Origin of the sequence: Streptococcus sp. oral taxon 064, from assembly GCF_001683375.1 — a bacterium.
In the GTDB taxonomy this organism is placed as follows: Bacteria; Bacillota; Bacilli; order Lactobacillales; family Streptococcaceae; genus Streptococcus; species Streptococcus oralis_S.
On sequence record NZ_CP016207.1, the window covers coordinates 765,992 to 789,592 of the forward strand.

Below are 23,601 nucleotides of genomic sequence, written 5' to 3' on the forward strand. Positions count from 1 at the left end.
ATTTTTTGCTAGAAACGATTAGGTTGTTAGGTATTATAGTACCACAGTTGTGCTGTTCACAATGTGATAAGGCAGTCATTTTCTACTGGCTGCTTCTCACTAGCTGGCGAATGCAAAAGCTACGATTGTACAAATTATAGAATCTTTTCAGGGGATTTAGGAAGGGATCTTAGTCATATTGACGTTGCTATCGCTTTTTGTTATAGTCAAAGAGAGAGCGGTCTGGAACACTAGTTTATTCACAGTCTGTGGATAAGTCTTGGAGGAAATGACATACAACTCAGGGTGTTGAAGTATCCTGAAAATAGTTCCGTATATTAGTGACTTTCTAGAAAGCTAGTAGAAACCCTAGTACAGAACTATTTGACAAAGGTATGTTTAAGGTGACAGGTGAGCTAGAGACTGAAAAAACTAGTTTTTAGGAATGTTTTCTTATCCACAAGTTGTGGATAACTTTGTGAACAAGAGAAAGAGATACGAGATGATGACGAACATAAAACCACATGGACCATTACCAAGCCAGGCCCAGCTGGATTATTTAGAGGATGAACTAGCTGCCTTTATCCATTTTGGTCCCAATACCTTTTATGACCAAGAATGGGGAAGTGGGCAAGAGGATCCCAAGCGTTTTAACCCGACCAAGTTGGATGCGCGTGAATGGATTCGAGTGCTCAAAGAAACGGGTTTTAAAAAGCTGATTTTGGTGGTCAAGCACCACGATGGTTTTGTGCTCTATCCGTCAGCCCATACAGATTATTCGGTCAAGGCTAGCCCTTGGAGGAAAGGAGCGGGGGACTTGCTCCTTGAAGTTTCCCAGGCTGCAACTGAGTTTGACATGGATATGGGAGTGTATTTGTCTCCTTGGGATGCTCACAGTCCCCTCTATCACGTGGACCGAGAAGCGGATTACAATGCCTACTATCTGGCTCAATTGAAGGAAATCTTGTCAAATCCTGCTTATGGCAATGCTGGGAAGTTCACTGAGGTGTGGATGGATGGTGCTCGAGGCGAAGGGGCCCAGAAGGTCAACTATGAGTTTGAGACTTGGTTTGAAACCATTCGTGACTTGCAAGGCGATTGTTTGATTTTCTCAACTGAAGGGACCAGTATCCGCTGGATTGGAAATGAACGAGGCTATGCAGGGGATCCCTTGTGGCAAAAGGTCAAACCAGACCAGTTAGGAACAGAGGCGGAATTAGATTATCTACAGCACGGAGACCCCTTTGGGACGCTATTTTCAATCGGTGAGGCAGATGTTTCTCTTCGGCCGGGCTGGTTTTACCATGAGGATCAGGACCCCAAGTCTCTCGAGGAATTGGTCGAAATCTACTTTCACTCGGTGGGTCGGGGTACACCTCTCTTACTCAATATTCCGCCAAACCAAGATGGACTCTTTGACGAAAAGGATATCCGGCGACTGTATGAATTTGCTGCCTACCGTGACACACTCTATAGGGAAGATTTAGCTCTGGGAGCCAAGGTATCTGGACTTGCTCTATCACCAGACTTTGCCTGTCATCATCTGACAGATGGACTGGAAACTAGTTCATGGGCAAGTGATTCAGAGTTGCCAATCCAATTAGAGCTCGATTTAGGATCACCTAAAACATTTGATGTGATTGAGTTAAGAGAAGATTTGAAGTTGGGGCAACGCATCGCTGCTTTTCATGTTCAGGTAGAGTTGGATGGTGTCTGGCAGGAGTTTGGGTCTGGTTATACTGTTGGCTACAAACGTCTCTTACGAGGATCAGTCGTTGAGGCGCAGAAGATACGCGTGACCATTACAGAGGCACAGGCTTTGCCTTTGTTGACCAAGATTTCACTCTATAAAACACCTAGCTTGTCAAAAAAAGAAGCTGTTCAGCAACTAGAGTTTTCAGAAAAAAGTCTAGTTGTGATTAAGGGAGAAAATGTCCACTTTACAGTTAAGCGAAGAGAATCTAGCAGTCCTTTAGAAGCTAAGATTTCGATTCAACCAGGGACGGGTGTGCATGGTGTCGCTTATCGGGACGAGATTCAAGTCCTTACGTTTCAAGCTGGTGAGACTGAAAGAAGGCTAACGCTACCAACCTTGTATTTTGCAAGAGATAAAAGCTTAGATTTTTATCTGAATTTGACAGTAGATGGTCAGCTGGTTGACCAGCTTCAGGTCCAAGTTTCATAAAAGAAGAACCTTTGCGCGATGCAAAGGTTCTTTTGGTTATGAGTGATTTGGTAGCCAGCTGAGGGTGAAGGTCAGTTGCTCAGCTTTCAAGAGGTCTTGGTGTTGAATGCCAGATACTATGGTCTTGTCCAATCGACATTCTTTGACAAAGTTGAAGTGGCTGTGGTTTTGCTCGGCATGGATATCCAGCCATTTATTTTCCTTAGCTAGGTGGATACGGAGGTGGTCAAAGAGAGGAATTCCGAGATCGTAACTTGGTTTGCCTGGACAGGTCGGGTAGAATCCAAGAGCTGACCAGATATACCAAGCAGAGAGACTGCCATTGTCCTCATCGCCAGGATAGGCTTGCCAGCTGGGGTGAAAGGCTTTTTGACGCAAGGTCTTGATGAGAAGGGCAGTGTAGTCTGGATAGTTGCTGTAGCGAAAGAGATATGGAATGTGGAAGCTAGGCTGGTTAGAGATGGCGACTTGTCCAAAGGGAGCTGTTGCCATCTCGCTCATTTCATGAATCTCGTAACCATAGCCAGTCGTTTCAAAGAGAGGAGCATCCTGACAGGCTTTCAAAAGGTAGTGGCTAAAGGTTTCTTTTCCACCCATCAGTTGGATTAAGCCAGGGATGTCGTGTAGAACGCCCAAAGTCGCTTGAATGGCAGAACATTCGGCGTAGTCTCGTCCCCAACTGTAAGGAGAGAAGTCAGGTCGGAAGTTGCCTTGACTGTCTCGCGCACGCATATAGCCTGTCTCAGAGTCAAAGAGATGACGGAAATTCTGCGATGCGACCTTATAAGTCTCAGCGATGTCATTCTGACCAAGCTTTTGGGCGCAGCTAGCGATACAAAAATCGCTATAGGCATAGTCTAGGGTGTGACTGACGCTTTCGTGATTGTCTGAGGATAGATAGCCCAGTTCTTGGTATTGGGCCAAACCGTGGCGACCGTTGATGCCAAGAGGATCAGACTCGGTGGCTGTCTCCAGCATGGCTTGGAGGAATTCTTCTTCCAAGTCGGGGGTTATGTCCTTGCAGGCGCTATCTGCGATAATGCCGTCTAAAAGAGTGCCAGGCATCATGCCACGCTCATCTGGAGCCAGCCATTTTGGCAGGAAACCAGTATCGCGGTAGCTATTGAGGAAACCTTCTAGAAAGCGGTGATAGTGTTCCGGTATGATAAGGGCAAAGAGGGGGAAGGTGGTGCGGAAGGTATCCCAGAAACCATTGTTGCTAAAGAGGACACCGGGCTTGACAGTACCAGTAGACAAATCCATGTGGATGGCCTGCCCTGACTCGTTCACCTCATAAAATGTCTGTGGGAAAAGGAAGAGTCTGTAGAGGCAGTGATCAAAAAAGGTTCGGTCGGCTTCCCCTGTCTCCACGATATCAAAACGGTGGAGGAGATTTTCCCAGTCTGCTTGGGCATTTGCTTTACAGCTATCAAAGTCCTTTTGAGGTAGATTAAGCAGCGCTTGAGAAGGCGATATGAAAGAAGTTGCTAGTTGAATCTCGGCTTGACTGCTTGCTAAGTCAATTCGCCAGTCTCCCTCTTCTTGTGTGATAGCAAGAATATCCGTATTCATTTGTAAAGCAGTAAACAGTATCAGCGGATTTTTGTTGGTCTCTGTTTTTCCCTCTTGACGCAGGGCAAGAGTCCGCTTATCTATTTGTTCTCCTGTCAGTTCATCTGCTGCGTGAAGATAGAGGGAGAGGGCTTTGCCTTGCTTTTGCTCCAAACGAATAGAAGCGCCATAGCAAGTCGGTGTAAGCTGGGTTTCAATCTGATAGCGCAGGGAGAAAATCTTCAGATAATGAGGTTGGAAAGAGGCCTTATCCCTATCATAGGAGGATTGACGGTGAAAGAGGCTGTTTCCACCCAGATGGCCTGTGACAGGTGTCAGAAGGAGCCAAGAGTAGTCGCCAATCCAAGGACTGGGCTGGTGGGTTAATCTAATCCCCTGAAAAATAGGTAGATGCGGATCGAAAAGCCAAGCTTCCTCCTGATCACTGGTCTGGGGCACAAAATAATTCATCCCGAAAGGGACGCCTGTGTAGGGCAGGGTATTTCCTCGAGAAAAGGCATGCTTGCTAGCAGTCCCAAAGCGGGTATCGATGGTTTCAAGTAGTGGTTTCATAGTCTTTCCTTTAGCTGTTTTTCTACATTATATCAGAAAAATGAGACCTTTAGATATGGGGTTCGAAAGTAAGCAATTTTGTAGAAAAATGACTATCATTTGTGTATGTATTTTCTGTCTCAAAAACTATATACTGAACATGAAACTTGTTTGAAAGAGGAAACTGCACGATGACTTATTCGAAAGAAATTGTTAGAGAATGGCTGGATGAAGTAGCAGAGCGGGCTAAGGACCATCCGGAGTGGGTGGATGTCTTTGAGCGTTGCTATACAGACACCTTGGACAATACGGTCGAGATCCTAGAAGATGGCTCAACCTTTGTATTGACTGGGGATATTCCTGCCATGTGGCTTCGGGATTCGACAGCCCAACTCAGACCCTACCTTCATGTGGCTAAAAGAGATCCTCTCTTGCGCCAGACCATTTCAGGTTTGGTCAAGCGTCAGATGACCTTGGTGCTCAAGGATCCGTATGCCAATTCCTTCAATATTGAGGAGAACTGGAAGGGCCACCACGAGACTGACCACACGGACCTTAATGGTTGGATCTGGGAACGCAAGTACGAGGTGGACTCGCTTTGCTATCCTTTGCAACTGGCTTATCTACTTTGGAAAGAGACTGGTGAGACCAGTCAGTTTGATGAGACTTTTGTCGCAGCAACCAAGGAAATTCTCCATCTTTGGACAGTGGAACAAGACCACAACAATTCACCTTATCGTTTTGTCCGTGATACAGACCGCAAGGAAGACACCTTGGTAAATGATGGATTTGGACCTGACTTTGCAGTGACAGGTATGACCTGGTCAGCTTTTCGTCCGAGTGATGACTGCTGTCAGTATAGCTATTTGATTCCGTCCAATATGTTTGCCGTAGTTGTCTTGGGGTATGTGCAAGAAATCTTTGCAGAACTGGATCTAGCTGATAGCCAAAACATCGTGGCAGACGCTAAACGCCTGCAAGCTGAAATCCAAGAAGGAATCGAAAACTACGCTTACACCACTAACAGCAAGGGTGAAAAGATTTACGCCTTTGAAGTGGATGGTTTAGGGAATGCTAGCATCATGGATGACCCAAACGTACCAAGTTTGTTGGCTGCGCCTTATCTGGGCTACTGCGACATTGACGATGAGGTTTACCAAGCAACTCGTCGGACCATTCTGAGCCCTGAAAATCCATACTTCTACCAAGGAGAATACGCTAGCGGTCTCGGAAGTTCTCATACCTTCTATCGCTATATCTGGCCAATCGCCCTTTCTATCCAAGGTTTGACAACAAGAGATAAGGCGGAGAAGAAATTCTTGCTCGATCAGCTGGTTGCCTGCGATGGTGGAACAGGTGTTATGCACGAAAGCTTCCACGTGGATGACCCAACGCTCTACTCTCGTGAATGGTTCTCTTGGGCCAACATGATGTTCTGTGAATTAGTCTTGGATTACCTGGATATTCGCTAGTCAGTTCTTTAGTTAGATAGAAATAAAAATTTAAATTTAGAATGAGGTTTTACTTCATGGAAAATGTTGTTGTACATATTATCTCACATAGTCACTGGGACCGTGAGTGGTACTTACCTTTTGAAAGCCACCGTATGCAGTTGGTGGAATTATTTGATAATCTTTTTGACCTTTTTGAAAATGACCCTGAGTTCAAGAGTTTCCACTTGGATGGCCAAACCATTGTCCTTGATGACTATTTGGAAATTCGCCCTGAAAATCGCGACAAAGTCCAACGTTACATCGACGAAGGCAAACTCAAAATTGGTCCCTTTTACATCTTGCAGGATGATTACTTGATTTCAAGTGAAGCCAATGTTCGCAATACCTTGATTGGTCAAGCAGAATGTGCAAAATGGGGCAAATCAACCCAGATTGGTTACTTCCCAGATACCTTTGGAAATATGGGGCAAGCTCCCCAAATCCTTCAAAAATCAGGTATTCACGTGGCAGCTTTTGGGCGTGGTGTGAAGCCGATTGGATTTGACAACCAAGTCCTCGAAGATGAGCAGTTTACTTCCCAATTTTCAGAAATGTACTGGCAGGGTGCGGACGGAAGTCGTGTCCTCGGTATCCTCTTTGCCAACTGGTATAGTAATGGGAATGAAATCCCAGTTGATAAGGATGAGGCCCTGACTTTCTGGAGACAAAAATTGTCAGACGTACGTGACTATGCTTCGACCAACCAATGGTTGATGATGAACGGCTGTGACCACCAGCCTGTACAGCGAAATCTGAGCGAAGCCATTCGTGTGGCAAATGAACTCTTCCCAGATGTAACCTTTGTGCATAGTTCCTTTGATGACTATGTCCATGCAGTAGAAAGTGCCCTACCGGAGCAGTTATCTACGGTTACAGGTGAGTTGACGAGTCAAGAAACAGATGGTTGGTACACGCTTGCCAACACTTCCTCATCACGGATTTACCTTAAACAAGCCTTCCAAGAAAATAGTAACCTGCTAGAACAAGTGGTGGAGCCATTAACTGTCATCACTGGTGGGCACAACCATAAGGACCAGTTGACCTATGCTTGGAAAGTTCTTCTACAAAATGCGCCACATGACAGTATCTGTGGCTGTAGCGTGGACGAGGTTCACCGTGAGATGGAGACACGTTTTGCCAAGGTCAACCAAGTCGGAAACTTTGTGAAAACTAACCTTCTCAACGAGTGGAAGGGTAAAATCGCAACCCATGAAGCCCAAAGCGACCATCTCTTTACGGTTATCAATACAGGCTTGCATGATAAGGTTGATACGGTCAGCACAGTGATTGATGTGGCGACTTGTGATTTCAAAGAATTGCACCCAACAGAAGGCTATAAGAAGATGGCAGCCTTGACCTTGCCAAGCTACCGTGTTGAAGACTTGGAAGGACATGCTGTAGAAGCGAAAATCGAAGATTTGGGAGCTAATTTTGAGTATGATTTACCAAAAGACAAGTTCCGTCAGGCTCGTATTGCTCGACAAGTGCGCGTGACAGTCCCTGTTCATCTAGCACCTCTCTCTTGGACAACCTTCCAATTGCTTGAAGGAGAACAAGAACACCGTGACGGTATTTACCAAAATGGAGTGATTGATACGCCATTTGTAACGGTCAGTGTGGATGAAAACATCACGGTCTACGACAAGACAACTCATGAAGCTTATGAAGATGTTATTCGCTTTGAAGACCGTGGTGACATTGGAAATGAGTACATCTACTTCCAACCAAAAGGAACAGAGCCTATCTACGCAGAACTCAAAGGCTATGAGGTCTTGGAAAATACAGCACGTTTTGCCAAGATTTTGCTCAAGCATGAATTGACAATTCCAGTAAGTGCAGACGAAAAACTGGATGCGGAACAAAGAGGCATCATCGAGTTTATGACGCGTGAAGCTGGGCGCTCAGAAGAATTGACAAGCGTTCTTCTTGAAACAGAGATGACCGTCTTTGTTGACAATCCACAAATTCGTTTCAAGACTCGCTTTACTAACACAGCCAAGGACCACCGTATCCGTCTCTTGGTCAAGACTCATAACACACGTCCAAGCAATGACTCTGAAAGCATCTATGAGGTGGTGACACGACCAAATAAACCAGCTGCTTCTTGGGAAAATCCTGAAAATCCTCAACACCAACAAGCCTTTGTCAGTCTGTATGATGATGAAAAAGGGGTGACAGTGGCTAATAAAGGATTGCACGAGTATGAAATCCTTGGAGACGACACCATTGCAGTGACCATTTTGCGTGCATCAGGTGAGTTAGGTGACTGGGGTTACTTCCCAACACCAGAAGCTCAGTGCTTGCGTGAGTTTGAAGTTGAGTTTACACTTGAATGCCACCAAGCAGGGGAACGTTTCTCAGCTTTCCGTCGTGCCAAAGCCTTCCAAACACCATTCACTAGTCTTCAGGTTGCTAAACAAGAAGGAAGTGTTGCTGCGACTGGTAGCCTCTTGAGTCATGCGGCACTCAGCTTGCCACAAGTCTGCCCGACAGCCTTTAAGGTAGCTGAAAATGAAGAAGGATATGTACTTCGTTACTACAATATGAGCCAAGAAAATGTGCGCATATCTGAACACCAACAAACCATTTTGGACTTGCTTGAACGACCATATCCCGTTCATTCAGGACTATTAGCGCCACAAGAGATTCGCACAGAATTGATCAAAAAAGAAGACATTTAACAGTTTTAAAGTGTTTGATAACTAATAATAAGAGATAGAAAGGAGGGGCGAAAGAGTAAGGATTGACTACTGATTCGCCCCTTTTTATGGGAAGAACAATGACCATTGCAACCATTGATATCGGAGGGACTGGGATTAAGTTTGCCAGTCTGACTCCTGATGGAAAAATACTAGATAAGACAAGTACTCCGACGCCAGAAAACTTGGAGGATTTACTGACTTGGCTAGACCAACGTCTGTCGGAGAAAGATTATAAGGGCATTGCCATGAGCGTTCCAGGCGCGGTCAATCAAGAAACAGGTGTGATTGAGGGAATCAGTGCCGTACCTTACATCCATGGCTTTTCTTGGTATGAAGCTCTTGCTCATCATCAACTCCCTGTCCATCTAGAAAATGATGCCAACTGTGTTGGACTTAGTGAACTGCTGGCTCATCCAGAGATTGAAAATGCAGCCTGTGTCGTGATTGGGACTGGAATCGGTGGTGCCATGATTATCAATGGCAAGCTTCACCGAGGTCGCCACGGCTTGGGGGGAGAGTTTGGCTACATGACAACCCTTGCCCCTGCTGAAAAACTCAACAACTGGTCGCAACTAGCGTCAACTGGAAATATGGTGCGATACGTGATTGAAAAGTCTGGTCAGACTGACTGGGACGGACGCAAGATTTACCAAGAGGCCGCAGCTGGCAATGCTCTTTGTCAAGAAGCGATTGAGCGCATGAACCGTAATCTGGCGCAAGGCTTGCTCAATATCCAGTATCTGATCGACCCAGATGTCATTAGCCTAGGTGGCTCCATCAGCCAAAACCCTGATTTTATCCAAGGTGTCAAGAAGGCTGTCGGTAACTTTGTCGAGACCTACGAAGAATACACGGTCGCACCAGTTATCCAAGCCTGCACCTATCATGCAGAAGCCAATCTCTACGGTGCCCTTGTCAACTGGCTACAGGAGGAAAATCAGTGGTAAGATTTACAGGACTTAGTCCCAAGCAAACGCAAGCTATTGAAGCATTAAAAAATCACATTTCTCTGCCAGATGTAGAGGTAGCTGTCGCTCAGTCTGACCAAGCCTCTATCTCTATCAAGGGTGAAGGTGGACACTATCAACTAACCTATCGAAAACCTCACCAACTCTACCGCGCCTTGTCCTTGTTGGCAACAGCTCTAGCAGAAGGTGATAAGGTAGACCTTGAAGAACAAGCTGCTTATGAAGATTTGGCCTACATGGCAGACTGTTCTCGAAATGCGGTGCTGAATGTGGCTTCTGCCAAACAGATGATTGAGGTCTTGGCTCTCATGGGTTATTCAACCTTTGAGCTCTACATGGAAGATACTTATCAGATTGAGGGGCAACCTTACTTTGGTTATTTCCGTGGTGCCTACTCGGCTGAGGAGTTGCAGGAAATAGAAGCCTACGCCCAGCAGTTTGACATGACCTTTGTGCCTTGCATCCAGACCTTGGCCCACTTGTCAGCCTTCGTCAAATGGGGTGTCAAAGAAGTGCAAGAACTCCGTGATGTAGAGGACATTCTCCTTATCGGTGAAGAAAAGGTGTATGACCTGATTGATGGCATGTTTGCCACTCTGTCTAAACTGCAGACACGCAAGGTCAATATTGGGATGGACGAAGCCCACTTGGTTGGTTTGGGGCGCTACCTCATTTTGAACGGTGTTGTGGACCGTAGTCTCCTCATGTGTCAACACTTGGAGCGCGTGCTGGATATTGCCGATAAGTATGGTTTCCACTGCCAAATGTGGAGTGACATGTTCTTCAAACTCATGTCAGCAGATGGCCAGTACGACCGTGATGTGGAAATTCCTGAGGAAACTCGTGTTTACCTAGACCGTCTCAAAGATCGTGTAACCTTGGTTTACTGGGATTATTACCAAGATAGCGAAGAAAAGTACAATCGTAATTTCCGCAATCACCACAAGATTAGCCAAGATATAGCCTTTGCAGGTGGTGCTTGGAAGTGGATTGGTTTTACCCCACACAACCATTTCAGCCGTCTAGTGGCTATCGAGGCCAATAAAGCCTGTCGTGCTAATCAGATCAAAGAGGTCATCGTAACTGGTTGGGGGGACAATGGTGGGGAAACTGCCCAGTTTTCTATCCTAACCAGCTTGCAAATCTGGGCAGAACTCAGCTACCGCAATAACCTCGACCGTTTGTCTGCTCACTTCAAGACCAATACAGGTCTATCGGTTGAGGACTTTATGCAGATTGACCTAGCTAACCTCTTACCAGACTTGCCAGGCAATCTCAGCGGGATCAATCCCAACCGCTATGTCTTTTATCAGGATGTTCTCTGTCCGATTCTTGACCGGCACGTGACACCTGAACAGGACAAACCGCACTTTGCTCAGGCCGCTGAAACGCTTGCTGTTATCAAAGAAAAAGCTGGAAACTACTCTTACCTCTTTGAAACTCAGGCCCAGTTGAACCAGATTTTAAGCAGTAAAGTGGATGTGGGACGACGCATTCGTGAAGCTTATAAAGCCGGTGACAAAGTCAGCTTACAGCAAATCGCCAGACAAGAATTACCAAAACTCAGAAGCGAGATTGAACATTTCCATGCCCTCTTTAGCCATCAATGGTTGAAGGAAAACAAGGTCTTTGGCTTGGACACAGTTGATATCCGTATGGGAGGACTCTTGCAACGCATCAAGCGAGCAGAAAGTCGCATCGAGGCTTATCTAGCTGGTCAGCTTGACCGCATCGACGAGTTAGAAGTGGAAATCTTACCATTTACTGACTTCTACGCAGACAAGGGATTTACAGCCACAACAGCCAACCAGTGGCACACTATTGCGACAGCTTCGACGATTTATACGACTTAAAGGTCTTTTTTCCGAGTCAGAATGTTTCTCGTGAAACCTATTTCTTATAAAAAACTTCTCCACAAAAAATAATTTGTGGAGTTTTTTCTATAATTAGTAGTTTAACCTAGCCTTCAAATAGGAGTATACTAATAATGTAATCGTTATCAAACCTAAAAATTCGATGAAATCAGTTTTTAGGAATAAAAAGGGAGGAAATTATGAAAAAGTTTTCAAAGACCTTGAGAGATAACTGGATCTTTCTCTTGATGGTTTTACCAGGGGCACTCTGGTTGATTCTATTCTTTTACATTCCAGTATTTGGGAATGTGGTCGCCTTTAAAGACTACCATATGACCAGTAATGGTTTCATAGATAGTATTGTGAATAGTAAATGGGTCGGGTTAGATAATTTCAGATTCTTGTTCAGTTCAAAAGATGCCTTTATCATCACTCGTAATACCGTTCTTTACAATCTCGGCTTTATCTTTATCGGTTTGATTGTATCAGTAGGGATTGCCATCATCCTCAGCGAGCTTCGCTCTAAAAGAATGGTTAAGATTTTCCAAACGTCTATGTTGTTCCCTTACTTCCTGTCATGGGTTATCATCAGTTTCTTTACAGATGCCTTCCTAAACATTGACAAAGGGGTCTTCAACCATTTCCTAACATCCATTGGCATGAAGGAAGTCAACTTCTACGCTGACTTAGGCATTTGGCCATACCTTCTCCTTTTCCTAGGTATTTGGAAAGGCTTTGGATATAGCAGTGTCATGTACTATGCGACAATCATGGGAATTGACCCAACCTACTACGAAGCAGCAACAGTGGACGGGGCGAGCAAGTGGCAACGTATTCGCAACGTAACCATTCCTCAGTTGACTCCGCTTGTAACAGTCTTGACCATCCTTGCAGTCGGAAATATCTTCCGTGCAGACTTTGGTCTCTTCTATCAAATTCCACACAATGCTGGTCAGCTTTACAATGTAACCAACGTTTTGGACGTGTATGTCTTTAATGGTTTGACTCAGACAGCAGATATCGGTATGGCTTCAGCAGCCGGTCTTTACCAATCCGTAGTCGGTTTGATTCTGGTTATCCTATCAAACTTGCTTGCAAGACGAGTCGATCCAAACTCAGCTTTGTTCTAGAAAGGAGGAGAATATGGCAGAAAAGAAAATTAAAAAAGAAAAAATCGATAATGTCGGCATTCACTCCTTCAGTAAGAAAGCAGATATCTTCTTTAGTATCATCTCTGGTTTGATCGCTCTTTCTTGTATCTTGCCCTTTATCTTCGTTATCATCATTTCGGTGACAGATGAAAAGAGCATCCTCCAGTATGGATATAGCTTTTTCCCTTCGAAATTTGGTGTAGATGGATTCCAGTTCCTAGCTCAGTTTAAAGATAAGATCCTCCAAGCGCTCTTTATCTCAGTTTTTGTAACTGTAGTCGGAACAGTGACCAACGTCTTCATCACAACCACTTATGCCTACGCTATCTCACGTACAACCTTTAAGTACCGCAGATTCTTCACAATCTTCGCTCTTCTTAGTATGTTGTTCAATGCTGGTTTGGTACCAGGCTATATCGTGGTTACTCGCCTGCTTCAACTGGGTGATACCGTTTGGGCCTTGATTGTTCCAATGCTCCTCTCACCATTCAACATCATCTTGATGCGTTCCTTCTTCAAGAAGACCATTCCAGAAGCCATTCTCGAATCTGCTCGTATCGATGGTGCCAGTGAAGCTCGGATCTTCTTCCAGATTTGTTTGCCATTATCACTTCCAGGTATCGCAACCATCACGCTTTTGACAGCTCTTGGTTTCTGGAACGACTGGTTCAACGCCCTTCTTTACATCAAGAGTGACAACTTGTATCCATTGCAATATTTGCTCATGCAAATCCAGCAAAATATGGACTACATCGCAAAAGCAGTCGGCCTATCTGGCCAACTGGGAGTCGCTCTACCGAAAGAAACAGGTCGTATGGCCATGGTTGTTGTTGCAACCCTTCCAATCGCGATTCTGTATCCATTCTTCCAACGCTACTTTGTTAAAGGGTTGACGATCGGTGGTGTGAAAGAATAGCACTTGTTGAGAAACACCGTTTCTCCCTTCCCAACTTCATCTTAGTGACTGAAGTTACAAATCATTAAATCGTTTATAAGTTTAAAAATAAAAAAAGGAGTTTTTATCATGAAAAACTGGAAAAAATATGCTTTTGCATCTGCTAGCGTAGTCGCTTTGGCTGCTGGCCTTGCTGCTTGTGGAAACCTTACAGGTAACAACAAAAAAGCTGCAGATACTACTTCAGGTGAAAAACCTGTAATCAAAATGTACCAAATCGGTGACAAACCAGACAACTTGGATGAATTGCTAGAAAATGCAAACAAAATCATCGAAGAAAAAGTCGGTGCTAAATTGGATATCCAATACCTTGGATGGGGTGACTATGATAAGAAAATGTCTGTTATCACATCATCTGGTGAAAACTATGATATCGCATTTGCATCTAACTATGTCGTAAATGCTCAAAAAGGTGCTTATGCTGACTTAACAGAATTGTATAAAAAAGAAGGAGCAGAGCTTTACAAAGCACTTGACCCAGCTTACATCAAAGGGAACACTGTAAACGGTAAGATCTATGCAGTACCAGTTGCAGCTAACGTTGCATCATCTCAAAACTTTGCCTTCAACGGAACTCTTCTTGCTAAATACGGTATCGATATTTCAGGTGTCACTTCATACGAAACACTTGAGCCAGTCTTGAAACAAATCAAAGAAAAAGCTCCAGATGTAGTACCATTTGCGGTTACGAAGAACTTTATCCCATCTGATAACTTTGACTACCCAGTACCAAACGGACTTCCATTTGTTATCGACCTTGAAGGAGACACTACTAAGATCGTAAACCGTTACGAAGTGCCTCGTTTCAAAGAACACTTGAAGACTCTTCACAAATTCTATGAAGAAGGATACATTCCAAAAGACGTAGCAACAAGCGACACTTCATTTGACCTTCAACAAGATACTTGGTTTGTTCGTGAAGAAACAGTAGGACCAGCTGACTATGGTAACAGCTTGCTTTCACGTGTTGCTAACAAAGACATCCAAATCAAACCAATCACTAACTTTATCAAGAAAAATCAAACAACACAAGTTGCCAACTTTGTTATCTCAAACAACTCTAAGAACAAAGAAAAATCAATGGAAGTGTTGAACCTCTTGAACACGAACCCAGAACTCTTGAACGGTCTTGTTTACGGTCCAGAAGGCAAGAACTGGGAAAAAATTGAAGGTAAAGAAAACCGTGTACGCGTCCTTGATGGCTACAAAGGAAATACTCACATGGGTGGATGGAACACTGGTAACAACTGGATTCTTTACATCAACGAAAACGTTACAGACCAACAAATCGAAGATTCTAAGAAACAATTGGCAGAAGCTAAAGAATCTCCAGCACTTGGATTCATCTTTAACACTGACAATGTGAAATCTGAAATCTCAGCCATTTCTAACACAATGCAACAATTCGATACAGCTATCAACACTGGTACTGTAGACCCAGATAAAGCTATTCCAGAATTGATGGAAAAATTGAAATCTGAAGGTGCCTACGAAAAAGTATTGAACGAAATGCAAAAACAATATGACGAATTCTTGAAAAACAAAAAATCATAAGATCGATTGATTTCGTGTATTCATTCCTAATTCCTAAAAATGTGATCGCTGCCTTCCCTAGTTCTCTAGGGGAGGTAGTGATTTTTAGGATGTAAACATGAAAAGAGTGGTTCTGAGGGTTTATGCGATGTGATACACATACATCTATAGAGGATTTATTATGAAAAAATATCGCTTTCTTTTCAAAATGAGTGCTGTCTTCTCTTACCTATTTTTCGTATTTGGTCTTTCTCAGCTGACGCTTATTGTCCAAAACTATTGGCAATTTTCTTCCCAGATAGGCAATTTCTTCTGGATTCAAAATATCTTGAGTTTGCTATTTATCGGAGTCATGATTTGGATTCTGGTTAAGACAGGCCATGGTTATCTCTTTCGCATTCCAAGAAAAAAATGGCTTTGGTATTCGATTTTGACAGTATTAGTGGTAGTGCTCCAGATCTCTTTTAACGTTCAGACAGCTAAACATGTTCAGTCAACTGCTGAAGGTTGGGCTGTATTGATTGGTTATAGTGGGACTAACTTTGCAGAGCTAGGTATCTATATAGCCCTGTTCTTTCTGATTCCACTGATGGAAGAGTTAATCTATAGAGGATTACTGCAACACGCCTTTTTTAAAGATTCGCGATTTGGTCTTGATTTGCTTCTTCCTTCCATTTTGTTTGCTCTTCCTCATTTTTCAAGTCTGCCTAGTCTGTTAGATATTTTCGTTTTTACAACATCTGGAATCATCTTTGCTGGTTTGACCCGCTATACCAAGAGCATCTATCCTTCCTATGCAGTGCATGTGATCAATAATATTGTAGCGACCTTGCCATTTTTGCTGACTTTTTTACATAGGGTGTTTGGGTAAAATACTGGCTGGAGAGTTAGGAATTATAGTTTTTCAATTTATAAGCGAATTTCAGGAGGAAAATGAGAATGACACCATTAAAATGGTTTGCTGGAGGAAGCGAAAGGCGTTGTGAAGCCATGACCATCATTGATCATCTATTGGAAGATATAAAGGCTGCGCCTCAACTTGCTCCCCTGAAAAATCAGTTAGTGATTTATAAAAAACGATTAAAGGACGATGGAACCTCTACTCCATTTATTCTGAGCCAAATGAACGTTGACATCTCACGTGTGTTGATTGACAATAAGCTGGATTTGTCAGAAAGTCAAGCTAAGCAAATCAAAAAATTGAGAGAATTATCTGTTATTCGGTATGGTTACTGATGAAGTGCAGGGGTAGGACTCTTTCTACAATTTCCGGTCAAATAAATTGCATTCGTTTTCCCAAGTGGGTATACTAGTATAGTTGAATGAAAAATTCTGAAAATTTAAGAATAGAAAAGAGAACAAATCTTATGGCAAAAGATATTCGTGTCTTACTTTACTACCTTTATACTCCAATTGAAAATGCAGAGCAATTTGCTGCAGACCACTTGGCTTTCTGTAAATCAATCGGCCTTAAAGGCCGTATCCTAGTCGCTGACGAGGGAATTAACGGAACTGTTTCAGGTGACTACGAAACAACTCAAAAATACATGGACTACGTTCACAGTCTCCCAGGCATGGAAGACCTCTGGTTCAAGATTGACGAAGAAAATGAACAAGCCTTCAAGAAGATGTTTGTTCGCTACAAGAAAGAAATTGTCCACCTTGGTTTGGAAGACAACGACTTTGACAACGACATCAACCCACTTGAAACAACAGGTGCTTACTTGTCTCCAAAAGAGTTCAAAGAAGCCCTTCTTGACGAAGATACCGTTGTCCTTGACACACGTAACGATTATGAGTACGACCTAGGACATTTCCGTGGAGCTATCCGCCCAGACATCCGCAACTTCCGTGAGTTACCACAATGGGTTCGTGACAACAAGGAAAAATTCATGGACAAGCGTGTCGTGGTTTACTGTACAGGTGGCGTTCGTTGTGAGAAATTCTCAGGTTGGATGGTTCGTGAAGGCTACAAAGATGTTGGCCAATTGCACGGAGGAATCGCAACTTACGGTAAAGACCCAGAAGTTCAAGGTGAGCTTTGGGATGGGAAAATGTACGTCTTTGACGAGCGTATCGCAGTCGATGTCAACCATGTTAACCCAACCATCGTAGGGAAAGACTGGTTTGATGGAACACCATGTGAACGTTATGTCAACTGTGGAAATCCCTTCTGTAACCGTCGTATCCTAACATCAGAAGAAAATGAAGACAAATACCTTCGTGGATGCTCACACGAGTGTCGTGTTCACCCACGCAACCGCTACGTTTCAGAAAATGAATTGACACAAGCAGAAGTGGTGGAGCGCCTAGCAGCTATCGGTGAAAGCTTGGATCAAGTCGCTACTGTATAACATCAAACAGCCTTTAGGGCTGTTTTTCTATGCTTTTTATCTAAAAATCTAAAATTTGTTTCTGTATCTTTCAGGAAAATAGGGTATACTATGTGTAAACGATTTCAAAGGAGGCCAGTTATGGCGAAAACATTTTTTATCCCAAATAAAGAAAGCATTCTAGGACAACAGGAGGTCTTGACTGCCAAGTCCATCTTGGCCTTGGTGGAGGGCTTGGAGTCGCACAGTTATGATGCAGTCTATCTCCGTCAGCCCCTCAATCGTCTCGAGTACATGGAGTGTGGGATTGTAGGCCAGTCGCAATTTCTTTTCAAAGTGAACTATGCGGATAGTCGAAAAGGCTATCCAGTGGTGATTCCAGACTTTCTTACCAGAGCGGACTGGGAGATTGTAGAAGCTCTCCTCCAAGCCCTATCGAGCAAGTTGGGGCAAGTGGTAGAAGGGCTAGAAGACTTTGACTTTGAAGCTTATTTCCGACAAACGATCCAGCATTATCTAGCGGATAAGGCGGTTCGTTTAGTATATTGCCAAGGACTCTTGTCTCCTATTTATCTCAACAAGGACTACCTCGAGAGCTTTTTGGCTGAGGACGGATTGGCACGTTTTGAAGAGCTAGTCAAGAAGGTTCAAGGCTCTGATGCCTACCTTGCCAGTGTGAAATTTTACCCGGATGCTCAAGGCAAGGTGCACGGTATCTACCACCTAGCCCAGGGAGTCAAGACGATTTTACCTAAGGAGCCCTTTGTACCAGCACCCTATACCGAGCAGCTAGCAGGCAAGGAGCTTGTTTGGGAGATTGACCTAGTGAAGATTTCTGGTGATGGGTCCAAAGCAGAAGACTATGAAACCATCGCTCGCTTGGACTATGCAAGATTCCTAGAGTCACTACCAACAGAATTTTACCACCAACTAGATGCCAATCAATTGGAAGTACAAGCCATTTTGGGAAAAGATTTTGAAGGATTGGCAAGCATCGAGTAGACCTTGTCCAAAAAAGAGTAAGAATAAAAATCCCTGTCATTAACAAATGGCAGGGATTTTGGTTAAAAGAAGGTCAGGATGCGAAGGTAGTCCACTGTTAGCGCCAACTCTGCAATGAAGAAGGGTAAGAGAATAGCAGCATCAAGTAAGACAGCTAGTAAGAAACGATAAAATGGGTCAAGGCTACTGGTCTTACTTGGCTTGCTAATCACAAAGAGATTTCCAAGGGCAAAGATGGTCATGCTTAGAAGAGTGAGGATGCCAGCAAATCGTAAGCCACCAAAAAGTGCAAAGAAACTTGCTAGAGCTGTTAGGACAAGTGGTATAGCAAAGAGCCGGCTGTAACGATCGCAAGCTTCTTGGAATGTGAAGTCGCTCTCCTGGTCCAGCACACGTCGGACAGTAAAGCCTCCCAAAATGATAGAAAAGTAAAATAGAGCGCTAGCGACCAAGATAGAAAGCCCAGCAAAGAGATCTAAAGGAGGGAGCTGGTTAGGTAAACTATTGGCAATAGAGGCCATATAGCCGTAGTAGAGGTGCTTGATATGATAGATACTAAAGAAAAGGCTAATCGAGGATAGTAAAGTGAGCAGGCCAAAGACACTGTAACGATGCTTTTGGTCCGTATTCTTGCTGGCAGTTGGTTCTTGGATAGCGTCCAGCAACCAAGTCCAAAATAGTGCGATTTCTTCTTTGAACCGGGCAGTTTTACGAGGGTCAATGTCTGGGATATAGGGACTATCTAAAGCCTTGCTGAGGTTACTTTTCTCTTTTGCAGGGTTTTCTTGCTTGTGCTCCTCTTCAGCTTTCCCTTCTCCCTCTTCCTCGGTTTGGGCTTCTTCTATCGTTTCGGGAGCTTCCTCCTCATGCGTTTCCGACTCTTTAGGTGAGATAGGAGTTTCTTGGCTTACTTGTAGTTCGGTCTCCACAGTTTCTGAAGTCTCAGGCTCGTTGGGCTGGATTTCTGATTTTGTCTGAGGTGATTTCTTCTCAAGATCGGCACTTTCAAACCATTCTTGTGTCATGGTGGAACCTCCTTTTTTATGGTCGTTTTCTATTTTTAGATTAGCAGATGAAAGCGTTTTTGTCAATGGTTTCTAGATGGAGAAGAGTACTCTTCTTTAGGTAGGTAGATATCCTGGTTGGCTTTTGCAATGAGCAGGTCCTTGACATCTGCTTTGTCTGTCTTGTATGGGTTGGCAAGTTCATTCTCTTTTTGTCCACGATGTTCTTCTTTGGGTTTATGATAGATACCACCATGTTGAGAAGAAAGATCTAGATTGATACGGTCAGTCTCTTTCTGGGAGAGAATGAGGTTTAGAGTGGAATGAGCCTCTAGCTCAACCTTGCCGTGGACCTTGATATTCTCAGCATAGATGTGTTCCCTTTCCGTCTTGACCTGGCTATCTGTAAATTCGGTATCAAAGATATTGATGATATGAGGTGTCGTTAGTGTACTATTCTTGATAGAGCTTTCTGTTATTCTTAAGAGATAGCCTTTTGTTTTGATTGTCGCATTTTCAAGATTGGCTTGACGAATATTGGTTTGTCCACGATTGGCTGAGACGGTGATAGCTTGTAGCCTTCTTCCTTTGGGGAGGGAGAGAATGACTTCGTCAAAACGGTTAGAATAACTGCTGGCAATACGAAGTAAGCCTTCGATTCCTGAACCGAGAAAACGATGTTGGGAGGCTTGTTTGTCAGTGACGCTCAGTGTTTTGTCACTCATGCCAGTAGTTAGATCGTGACGACCAGACACGGAAGGATGATAGGTGATATGGATCTTGTCATCTACAGACTCTGTGATGGTTAGGCTGTGTTCTTCAAGGGTCAAATCAAGTTTTTCCACTTCATTTCCAAAGGTCACTTCTTCGATACGATTGTCATAGACGGGGTCTTTTGACATGGCAAGCAAACTTTGAATACCATTGGACTGGGCGCCTACAATGATCATGATAAAACCAAGGATTGTAGAAACCACACCAAAAATGAGAAATCCTTTTGTCAATTTACGCATGTCTATCACCTCTCTTTCCTTTTTTAAGAATCCATTGTGCCAAGCGGACGATTAGGAGGCCAAAGAAACGAGCTACATAGGAGATACCCAGTAGAACAAGAGAAGAAGCACCGATAGAAAGCAAACCGGCCCCAAAAATCAAGATAAAGGCAGATTTGGCTTCGACTAGGACGCTAAAGCTCTCTATGATAAAGAGTCCGCCCAGTAGGATACCCGTCACCGAAACAGTGAAAAAGGCTAGAATGACGGAGACAGCCGCGATAAAAATACCGATGATGGCCATGAGGATGCCGATCCCGACCGGAATTCCGATAGGAGCTACTAGCAGGGCCAGGAGGGCAATGTGTAGCAGTTGGCGATCATTCTTTTGAGCAGGTGCCTCATTGACTTTTTTATCGAGAAGATCAGAGAGGATATCATGAGCTGCTTCTTTTGGTGTTCCTAGACTGGCGATGAGTTCCTCTTCGCCCTCTGAACCTGCATCGTCAAATAGTTCCTTAAAGTAGTCCATGGCTTCGATGCGGTCAGCTTCAGGCAGTTTATTGAGATAGGTTTCTAACTGAGTCAGATAGTCAGTTCTTGTCATGGCGGATACTCCCTTCTATAATGCCGTTGACGGTGTCGGTATAGAGCGTCCACTCTTCCTTTAGAGTAACGAGCTGCTCTACGCCCCGATTGGTCAAGGAGTAGTATTTGCGCATACGCCCCTGAAACTCTCTAGAGTAGGTGGTCAGAAAGCCACTGGCTTCCAATTTTTTGAGAATGGGATAGAGCGTAGATTCTTTGATATTGGCGATGAGTTTAATGGTTTGGCTAATCTCATAACCATAAGAATCCCCCTGCTCCAGTACAGCCAAGATGAGAAATTCGATCAAGGCAGAGGATGTTGGGAAGTACATGGGAAACCTCCTTTATATTATATAAAAATTTTATATATACTCTTTTCAAATATATTGTATCTCAAGTTGAAAGCCCTGTCAAGAAATATGTGTAAAAATTTTATATATAAAAAACTTCTAGTAAAAACTAGAAGTTTAGAGGATTTTATCAGCCCGATCGACCATAAAGAGTGAGATGGTCATGATGATATCAACGGCTAGAAGGGCAAGGACAGCTGGAACCCAAGATTGGAAAAGGTCAAAGCTGTAACCAAACAAGGTAGGACCAAAGGCCGCTAAGATGTAACCCCCTGTTTGCGCCAGGCCTGAGAGTTGCGCAGTCTTTTCAGGCGAGCTGGTCTTAAGTGAGAAGCAAACCATGAGGTAGGGGAAGAGGGCACTGCAGGCCGTTCCAATCAAGAGATGGACGACTAACCAGTAGAGGAAATTATTGGTTGGATACAAGAGCATGGCAATTCCTATCATACCAGCGATAGAGATAATTGCCAGCATGATTCGACGGTGACCATCTGATAGACGAGTCGTCAGACTTGGAACAGTCATTGAAAAAGGAATGCTGATCAGTGAGAAAATAGAAGCAAGGAGAGCCGCATCACTATTAGAAATACCAGCACTAACAGCCATAGTTGGCAACCAGGTCATACTTGTATAAAAGAGCAATGACTGAAGCCCGCCAAAGATAATGATAGCCCAGACATCTTTACTTTTTAGAATATTCTCTTTGACTTGCTTTTCTTTTTTGCTTTCTAGGTGGTGGTTGTTGTGATGATTTGGTAACCAGACTAGCAGAGTGACCAGACAGAGAAAGCTGAGAACGAGGATGAGTCCCTTCCAAGAACTAGCTTGGGTGATAGGGACCGAAAGATAAGAAGCGATAGCTGTCGAAATTCCCATGGCAGTGACATAGAGAGTTGTTAGGAAACTGATTTTTTGAGGCTGATTTGCCTGGATCATACTTGGGAGGAGTACATTGAAGATCGCAATGCTTGCTCCCACAATTAGGGTCCCTAGATAGAGAAGGGGAAGATTGAAAATCCGAATGACAGAGCCAACAGTTAAGAGGAGGAGACAGTAAGTAAAGAGATGTTCCAACCCGATTTTTTGTGCCAAGCGACTCGCAAAAGCCGAAAAAAGAGCAAACATCAAGAGCGGCAGACTGGTTAAAATTCCAAGAGAGCTGACCTCCACTCCTAGCCCCTGAGCGATATCTCCTAAAATGGTTGGAAGAGCAGTAAAAGGAGATCGTAAAACAGTCCCGATTAAGACAATTCCTAGAACAAAAAAGAGTGATTGTTTTTTCATAAAAACCTCGATAGGATGATTTTAATAACAGCTTATTTTAAGGTTTTTTCCTTATAATGTCAAGTAATGATAGCCAAGACAGATCAATCAATGGAAGTGAAAATAAAGTGAAAAGGGACAGATTTCTTTACTAGAATTTTCCTTGATTTGATATAAAAATAGGAAACTAGGAAATTTTGTGATAAAATAGTGGAAGGAAATCTATACATTGGAGAAAAACTGTGCCTGAAAAGCAAAAAATCAGCGTCTTGATGTCGGTCTATGTAAAGGAAAATCCGACGTTTTTAAAAGATGCTATTAAAAGTGTTCAAAACCAGACCTTGAAACCGAGTGAACTTGTTCTTGTTGAGGACGGGCCGCTCACGCCCGAACTCTATCAGGTGCTAGATGAAGTGGAAGCTCAGTCAGACATTCCAGTTAAACGGTGCCCCTTAGAAGAAAATCAAGGTTTAGGCTTGGCTCTTCGATACGGTGTTTTACAGTGCCAGTATGACATTATTGCCCGCATGGATACGGATGATTTAGCCGTTCCGGATCGTTTTGAGAAACAGCTTCAGCTAATGGAGAAAGAAGATCTCGATCTCTTAGGCGGGCATATCGCAGAGTTCATTGACAATCCAGATGAGATTGTTTCTTATCGTCGTGTTCCAACTCAGCATGCAGACATTGTGGCTTATCAGAGAATGAGAAGCGCCTTTAACCATATGACAGTTATGTTTAAAAAGGGCATGGTCCTCAAGGCAGGCAACTATGAAGATGGCCTTTACATGGAGGATGACCTCCTTTGGCTCAATATGATTGCTGCAGGTGCCAAGACTGGGAACCTAGATCAAATCTTGTGTAAGGTTCGTGTCGGTGCAGGGATGTTTGAGCGTCGAGGTGGCTTACGTTACCTTAAACTCTATCGTCAAGCTCGCCAACGGATGCTTGAGCGAGGGCAAATTTCTTACATGGAATATGCTAAAAGTGTAGCCATTCAGGCAATTGTTGCACTTTGTCCAGGCTTTGTACGTCAGTTTATCTTCGTCAAACTTTTAAGAAAGAGAAAGTAAGCCCCGATAGACTGAATGATTCAGGTTATCATAACAACAGTATCATCTGACTCTTTTAAGGGGGAGTAAATTCC

The 23,601-nt window shown here is 43.7% G+C and carries 19 protein-coding genes; 13 read left to right on the forward strand and 6 right to left on the reverse strand.

The genetic code is table 11. The features are described 5' to 3' along the window. The first annotated feature begins 484 nt into the window (after positions 1-484). A complete protein-coding gene (locus AXF18_RS03845; RefSeq protein ID WP_025171523.1) occupies positions 485-2,164 on the forward strand; it encodes an alpha-L-fucosidase in 1,680 nt (559 codons plus the stop codon). A gap of 36 nt (positions 2,165-2,200) precedes the next feature. On the opposite strand, the gene AXF18_RS03850 is transcribed toward AXF18_RS03845, so the two are convergent. Beyond that, positions 2,201-4,288 (reverse strand): GH92 family glycosyl hydrolase, encoded by a 2,088-nt coding sequence (locus AXF18_RS03850; protein ID WP_000803418.1) that lies wholly within the window; start codon positions 4,286-4,288, stop codon positions 2,201-2,203. Positions 4,289-4,458: 170 nt separating this feature from the next. Here AXF18_RS03850 and AXF18_RS03855 point away from each other — a divergent pair, with 170 nt between their 5' ends. The 11 genes from AXF18_RS03855 (at position 4,459) to AXF18_RS03905 (ending at position 18,257) form a co-directional block, all read left to right on the forward strand. Further along, positions 4,459-5,739, forward strand: a complete 1,281-nt coding sequence (locus tag AXF18_RS03855) for a glycoside hydrolase family 125 protein (protein ID WP_049550170.1) — start codon at positions 4,459-4,461, stop codon at positions 5,737-5,739. 56 nt (positions 5,740-5,795) lie between these two features. After that, entirely contained in the window at positions 5,796-8,441 is a 2,646-nt protein-coding gene (locus AXF18_RS03860; protein WP_000432735.1) for an alpha-mannosidase, read from the forward strand. A 98-nt stretch (positions 8,442-8,539) separates the two neighbouring features. Further along, positions 8,540-9,409: an ROK family protein gene (locus AXF18_RS03865; RefSeq protein ID WP_002880939.1), complete on the forward strand. Its 870-nt coding sequence runs from the start codon at positions 8,540-8,542 to the stop codon at positions 9,407-9,409. After that, the gene (locus AXF18_RS03870; RefSeq protein WP_065371494.1) at positions 9,403-11,283 is read left to right on the forward strand and encodes a beta-N-acetylhexosaminidase; all 1,881 of its coding nucleotides are present in this window, start codon (positions 9,403-9,405) and stop codon (positions 11,281-11,283) included. The genes AXF18_RS03865 and AXF18_RS03870 overlap by 7 nt, the downstream gene beginning before the upstream one ends. A gap of 200 nt (positions 11,284-11,483) precedes the next feature. Then, positions 11,484-12,413 carry a sugar ABC transporter permease gene (locus AXF18_RS03875; RefSeq protein ID WP_000714584.1) on the forward strand — a complete coding sequence of 310 codons (930 nt, stop codon included), beginning with the start codon at positions 11,484-11,486 and terminating at the stop codon, positions 12,411-12,413. 13 nt (positions 12,414-12,426) lie between these two features. Beyond that, complete coding sequence (locus AXF18_RS03880) at positions 12,427-13,350, forward strand: carbohydrate ABC transporter permease (RefSeq protein WP_000818344.1); 924 nt, start codon at positions 12,427-12,429, stop codon at positions 13,348-13,350. Positions 13,351-13,458: 108 nt separating this feature from the next. Then, positions 13,459-14,943, forward strand: a complete 1,485-nt coding sequence (locus AXF18_RS03885; protein ID WP_049501074.1) for an ABC transporter substrate-binding protein — start codon at positions 13,459-13,461, stop codon at positions 14,941-14,943. A 160-nt stretch (positions 14,944-15,103) separates the two neighbouring features. Further along, positions 15,104-15,793 (forward strand): CPBP family intramembrane glutamic endopeptidase, encoded by a 690-nt coding sequence (locus AXF18_RS03890; RefSeq protein WP_049501075.1) that lies wholly within the window; start codon positions 15,104-15,106, stop codon positions 15,791-15,793. A 68-nt stretch (positions 15,794-15,861) separates the two neighbouring features. Continuing rightward, positions 15,862-16,158, forward strand: a complete 297-nt coding sequence (locus AXF18_RS03895; protein WP_000188102.1) for a bacteriocin immunity protein — start codon at positions 15,862-15,864, stop codon at positions 16,156-16,158. 131 nt (positions 16,159-16,289) lie between these two features. Continuing rightward, the gene (locus AXF18_RS03900) at positions 16,290-17,276 is read left to right on the forward strand and encodes a rhodanese-related sulfurtransferase (protein ID WP_001030013.1); all 987 of its coding nucleotides are present in this window, start codon (positions 16,290-16,292) and stop codon (positions 17,274-17,276) included. A gap of 120 nt (positions 17,277-17,396) precedes the next feature. Beyond that, positions 17,397-18,257, forward strand: coding sequence for a DUF4299 family protein (locus AXF18_RS03905; protein ID WP_065371495.1), 861 nt, complete (start codon positions 17,397-17,399; stop codon positions 18,255-18,257). A gap of 62 nt (positions 18,258-18,319) precedes the next feature. Here the strand turns inward: AXF18_RS03905 and AXF18_RS03910 are convergent, their stop codons facing one another. From AXF18_RS03910 to AXF18_RS03930, 5 genes are all read right to left on the reverse strand, one after another. Then, complete coding sequence (locus AXF18_RS03910; RefSeq protein ID WP_000191328.1) at positions 18,320-19,282, reverse strand: DUF6574 domain-containing protein; 963 nt, start codon at positions 19,280-19,282, stop codon at positions 18,320-18,322. 62 nt (positions 19,283-19,344) lie between these two features. Further along, entirely contained in the window at positions 19,345-20,274 is a 930-nt protein-coding gene (locus AXF18_RS03915; RefSeq protein WP_049550173.1) for a DUF4097 family beta strand repeat-containing protein, read from the reverse strand. Beyond that, positions 20,267-20,860 (reverse strand): DUF1700 domain-containing protein, encoded by a 594-nt coding sequence (locus AXF18_RS03920; protein ID WP_065371496.1) that lies wholly within the window; start codon positions 20,858-20,860, stop codon positions 20,267-20,269. Before AXF18_RS03920 ends, AXF18_RS03915 begins: the two co-directional genes overlap by 8 nt. Continuing rightward, positions 20,847-21,173, reverse strand: coding sequence for a PadR family transcriptional regulator (locus AXF18_RS03925; RefSeq protein ID WP_000273860.1), 327 nt, complete (start codon positions 21,171-21,173; stop codon positions 20,847-20,849). Before AXF18_RS03925 ends, AXF18_RS03920 begins: the two co-directional genes overlap by 14 nt. A gap of 135 nt (positions 21,174-21,308) precedes the next feature. Further along, positions 21,309-22,475: an MFS transporter gene (locus AXF18_RS03930; protein WP_065371497.1), complete on the reverse strand. Its 1,167-nt coding sequence runs from the start codon at positions 22,473-22,475 to the stop codon at positions 21,309-21,311. 221 nt (positions 22,476-22,696) lie between these two features. Here AXF18_RS03930 and AXF18_RS03935 point away from each other — a divergent pair, with 221 nt between their 5' ends. Beyond that, positions 22,697-23,527, forward strand: coding sequence for a glycosyltransferase (locus AXF18_RS03935; protein WP_065371498.1), 831 nt, complete (start codon positions 22,697-22,699; stop codon positions 23,525-23,527). Positions 23,528-23,601 lie beyond the last annotated feature (74 nt).

Bases quoted from the DNA above. Each gene is read 5' to 3' on its own strand.
- AXF18_RS03865 (WP_002880939.1), top strand. From the start codon at position 8,540: ATGACCATTGCAACCATTGATATCGGAGGGACTGGGATTAAGTTTGCC.
- AXF18_RS03885 (WP_049501074.1), top strand. From the start codon at position 13,459: ATGAAAAACTGGAAAAAATATGCTTTTGCATCTGCTAGCGTAGTCGCT.
- AXF18_RS03915 (WP_049550173.1), bottom strand. From the start codon at position 20,274: ATGCGTAAATTGACAAAAGGATTTCTCATTTTTGGTGTGGTTTCTACA.
- AXF18_RS03845 (WP_025171523.1), top strand. From the start codon at position 485: ATGACGAACATAAAACCACATGGACCATTACCAAGCCAGGCCCAGCTG.
- AXF18_RS03895 (WP_000188102.1), top strand. From the start codon at position 15,862: ATGACACCATTAAAATGGTTTGCTGGAGGAAGCGAAAGGCGTTGTGAA.
- AXF18_RS03925 (WP_000273860.1), bottom strand. From the start codon at position 21,173: ATGTACTTCCCAACATCCTCTGCCTTGATCGAATTTCTCATCTTGGCT.
- AXF18_RS03855 (WP_049550170.1), top strand. From the start codon at position 4,459: ATGACTTATTCGAAAGAAATTGTTAGAGAATGGCTGGATGAAGTAGCA.
- AXF18_RS03930 (WP_065371497.1), bottom strand. From the start codon at position 22,475: ATGAAAAAACAATCACTCTTTTTTGTTCTAGGAATTGTCTTAATCGGG.
- AXF18_RS03875 (WP_000714584.1), top strand. From the start codon at position 11,484: ATGAAAAAGTTTTCAAAGACCTTGAGAGATAACTGGATCTTTCTCTTG.
- AXF18_RS03850 (WP_000803418.1), bottom strand. From the start codon at position 4,288: ATGAAACCACTACTTGAAACCATCGATACCCGCTTTGGGACTGCTAGC.
- AXF18_RS03880 (WP_000818344.1), top strand. From the start codon at position 12,427: ATGGCAGAAAAGAAAATTAAAAAAGAAAAAATCGATAATGTCGGCATT.
- AXF18_RS03920 (WP_065371496.1), bottom strand. From the start codon at position 20,860: ATGACAAGAACTGACTATCTGACTCAGTTAGAAACCTATCTCAATAAA.
- AXF18_RS03860 (WP_000432735.1), top strand. From the start codon at position 5,796: ATGGAAAATGTTGTTGTACATATTATCTCACATAGTCACTGGGACCGT.
- AXF18_RS03900 (WP_001030013.1), top strand. From the start codon at position 16,290: ATGGCAAAAGATATTCGTGTCTTACTTTACTACCTTTATACTCCAATT.
- AXF18_RS03890 (WP_049501075.1), top strand. From the start codon at position 15,104: ATGAAAAAATATCGCTTTCTTTTCAAAATGAGTGCTGTCTTCTCTTAC.
- AXF18_RS03905 (WP_065371495.1), top strand. From the start codon at position 17,397: ATGGCGAAAACATTTTTTATCCCAAATAAAGAAAGCATTCTAGGACAA.
- AXF18_RS03910 (WP_000191328.1), bottom strand. From the start codon at position 19,282: ATGACACAAGAATGGTTTGAAAGTGCCGATCTTGAGAAGAAATCACCT.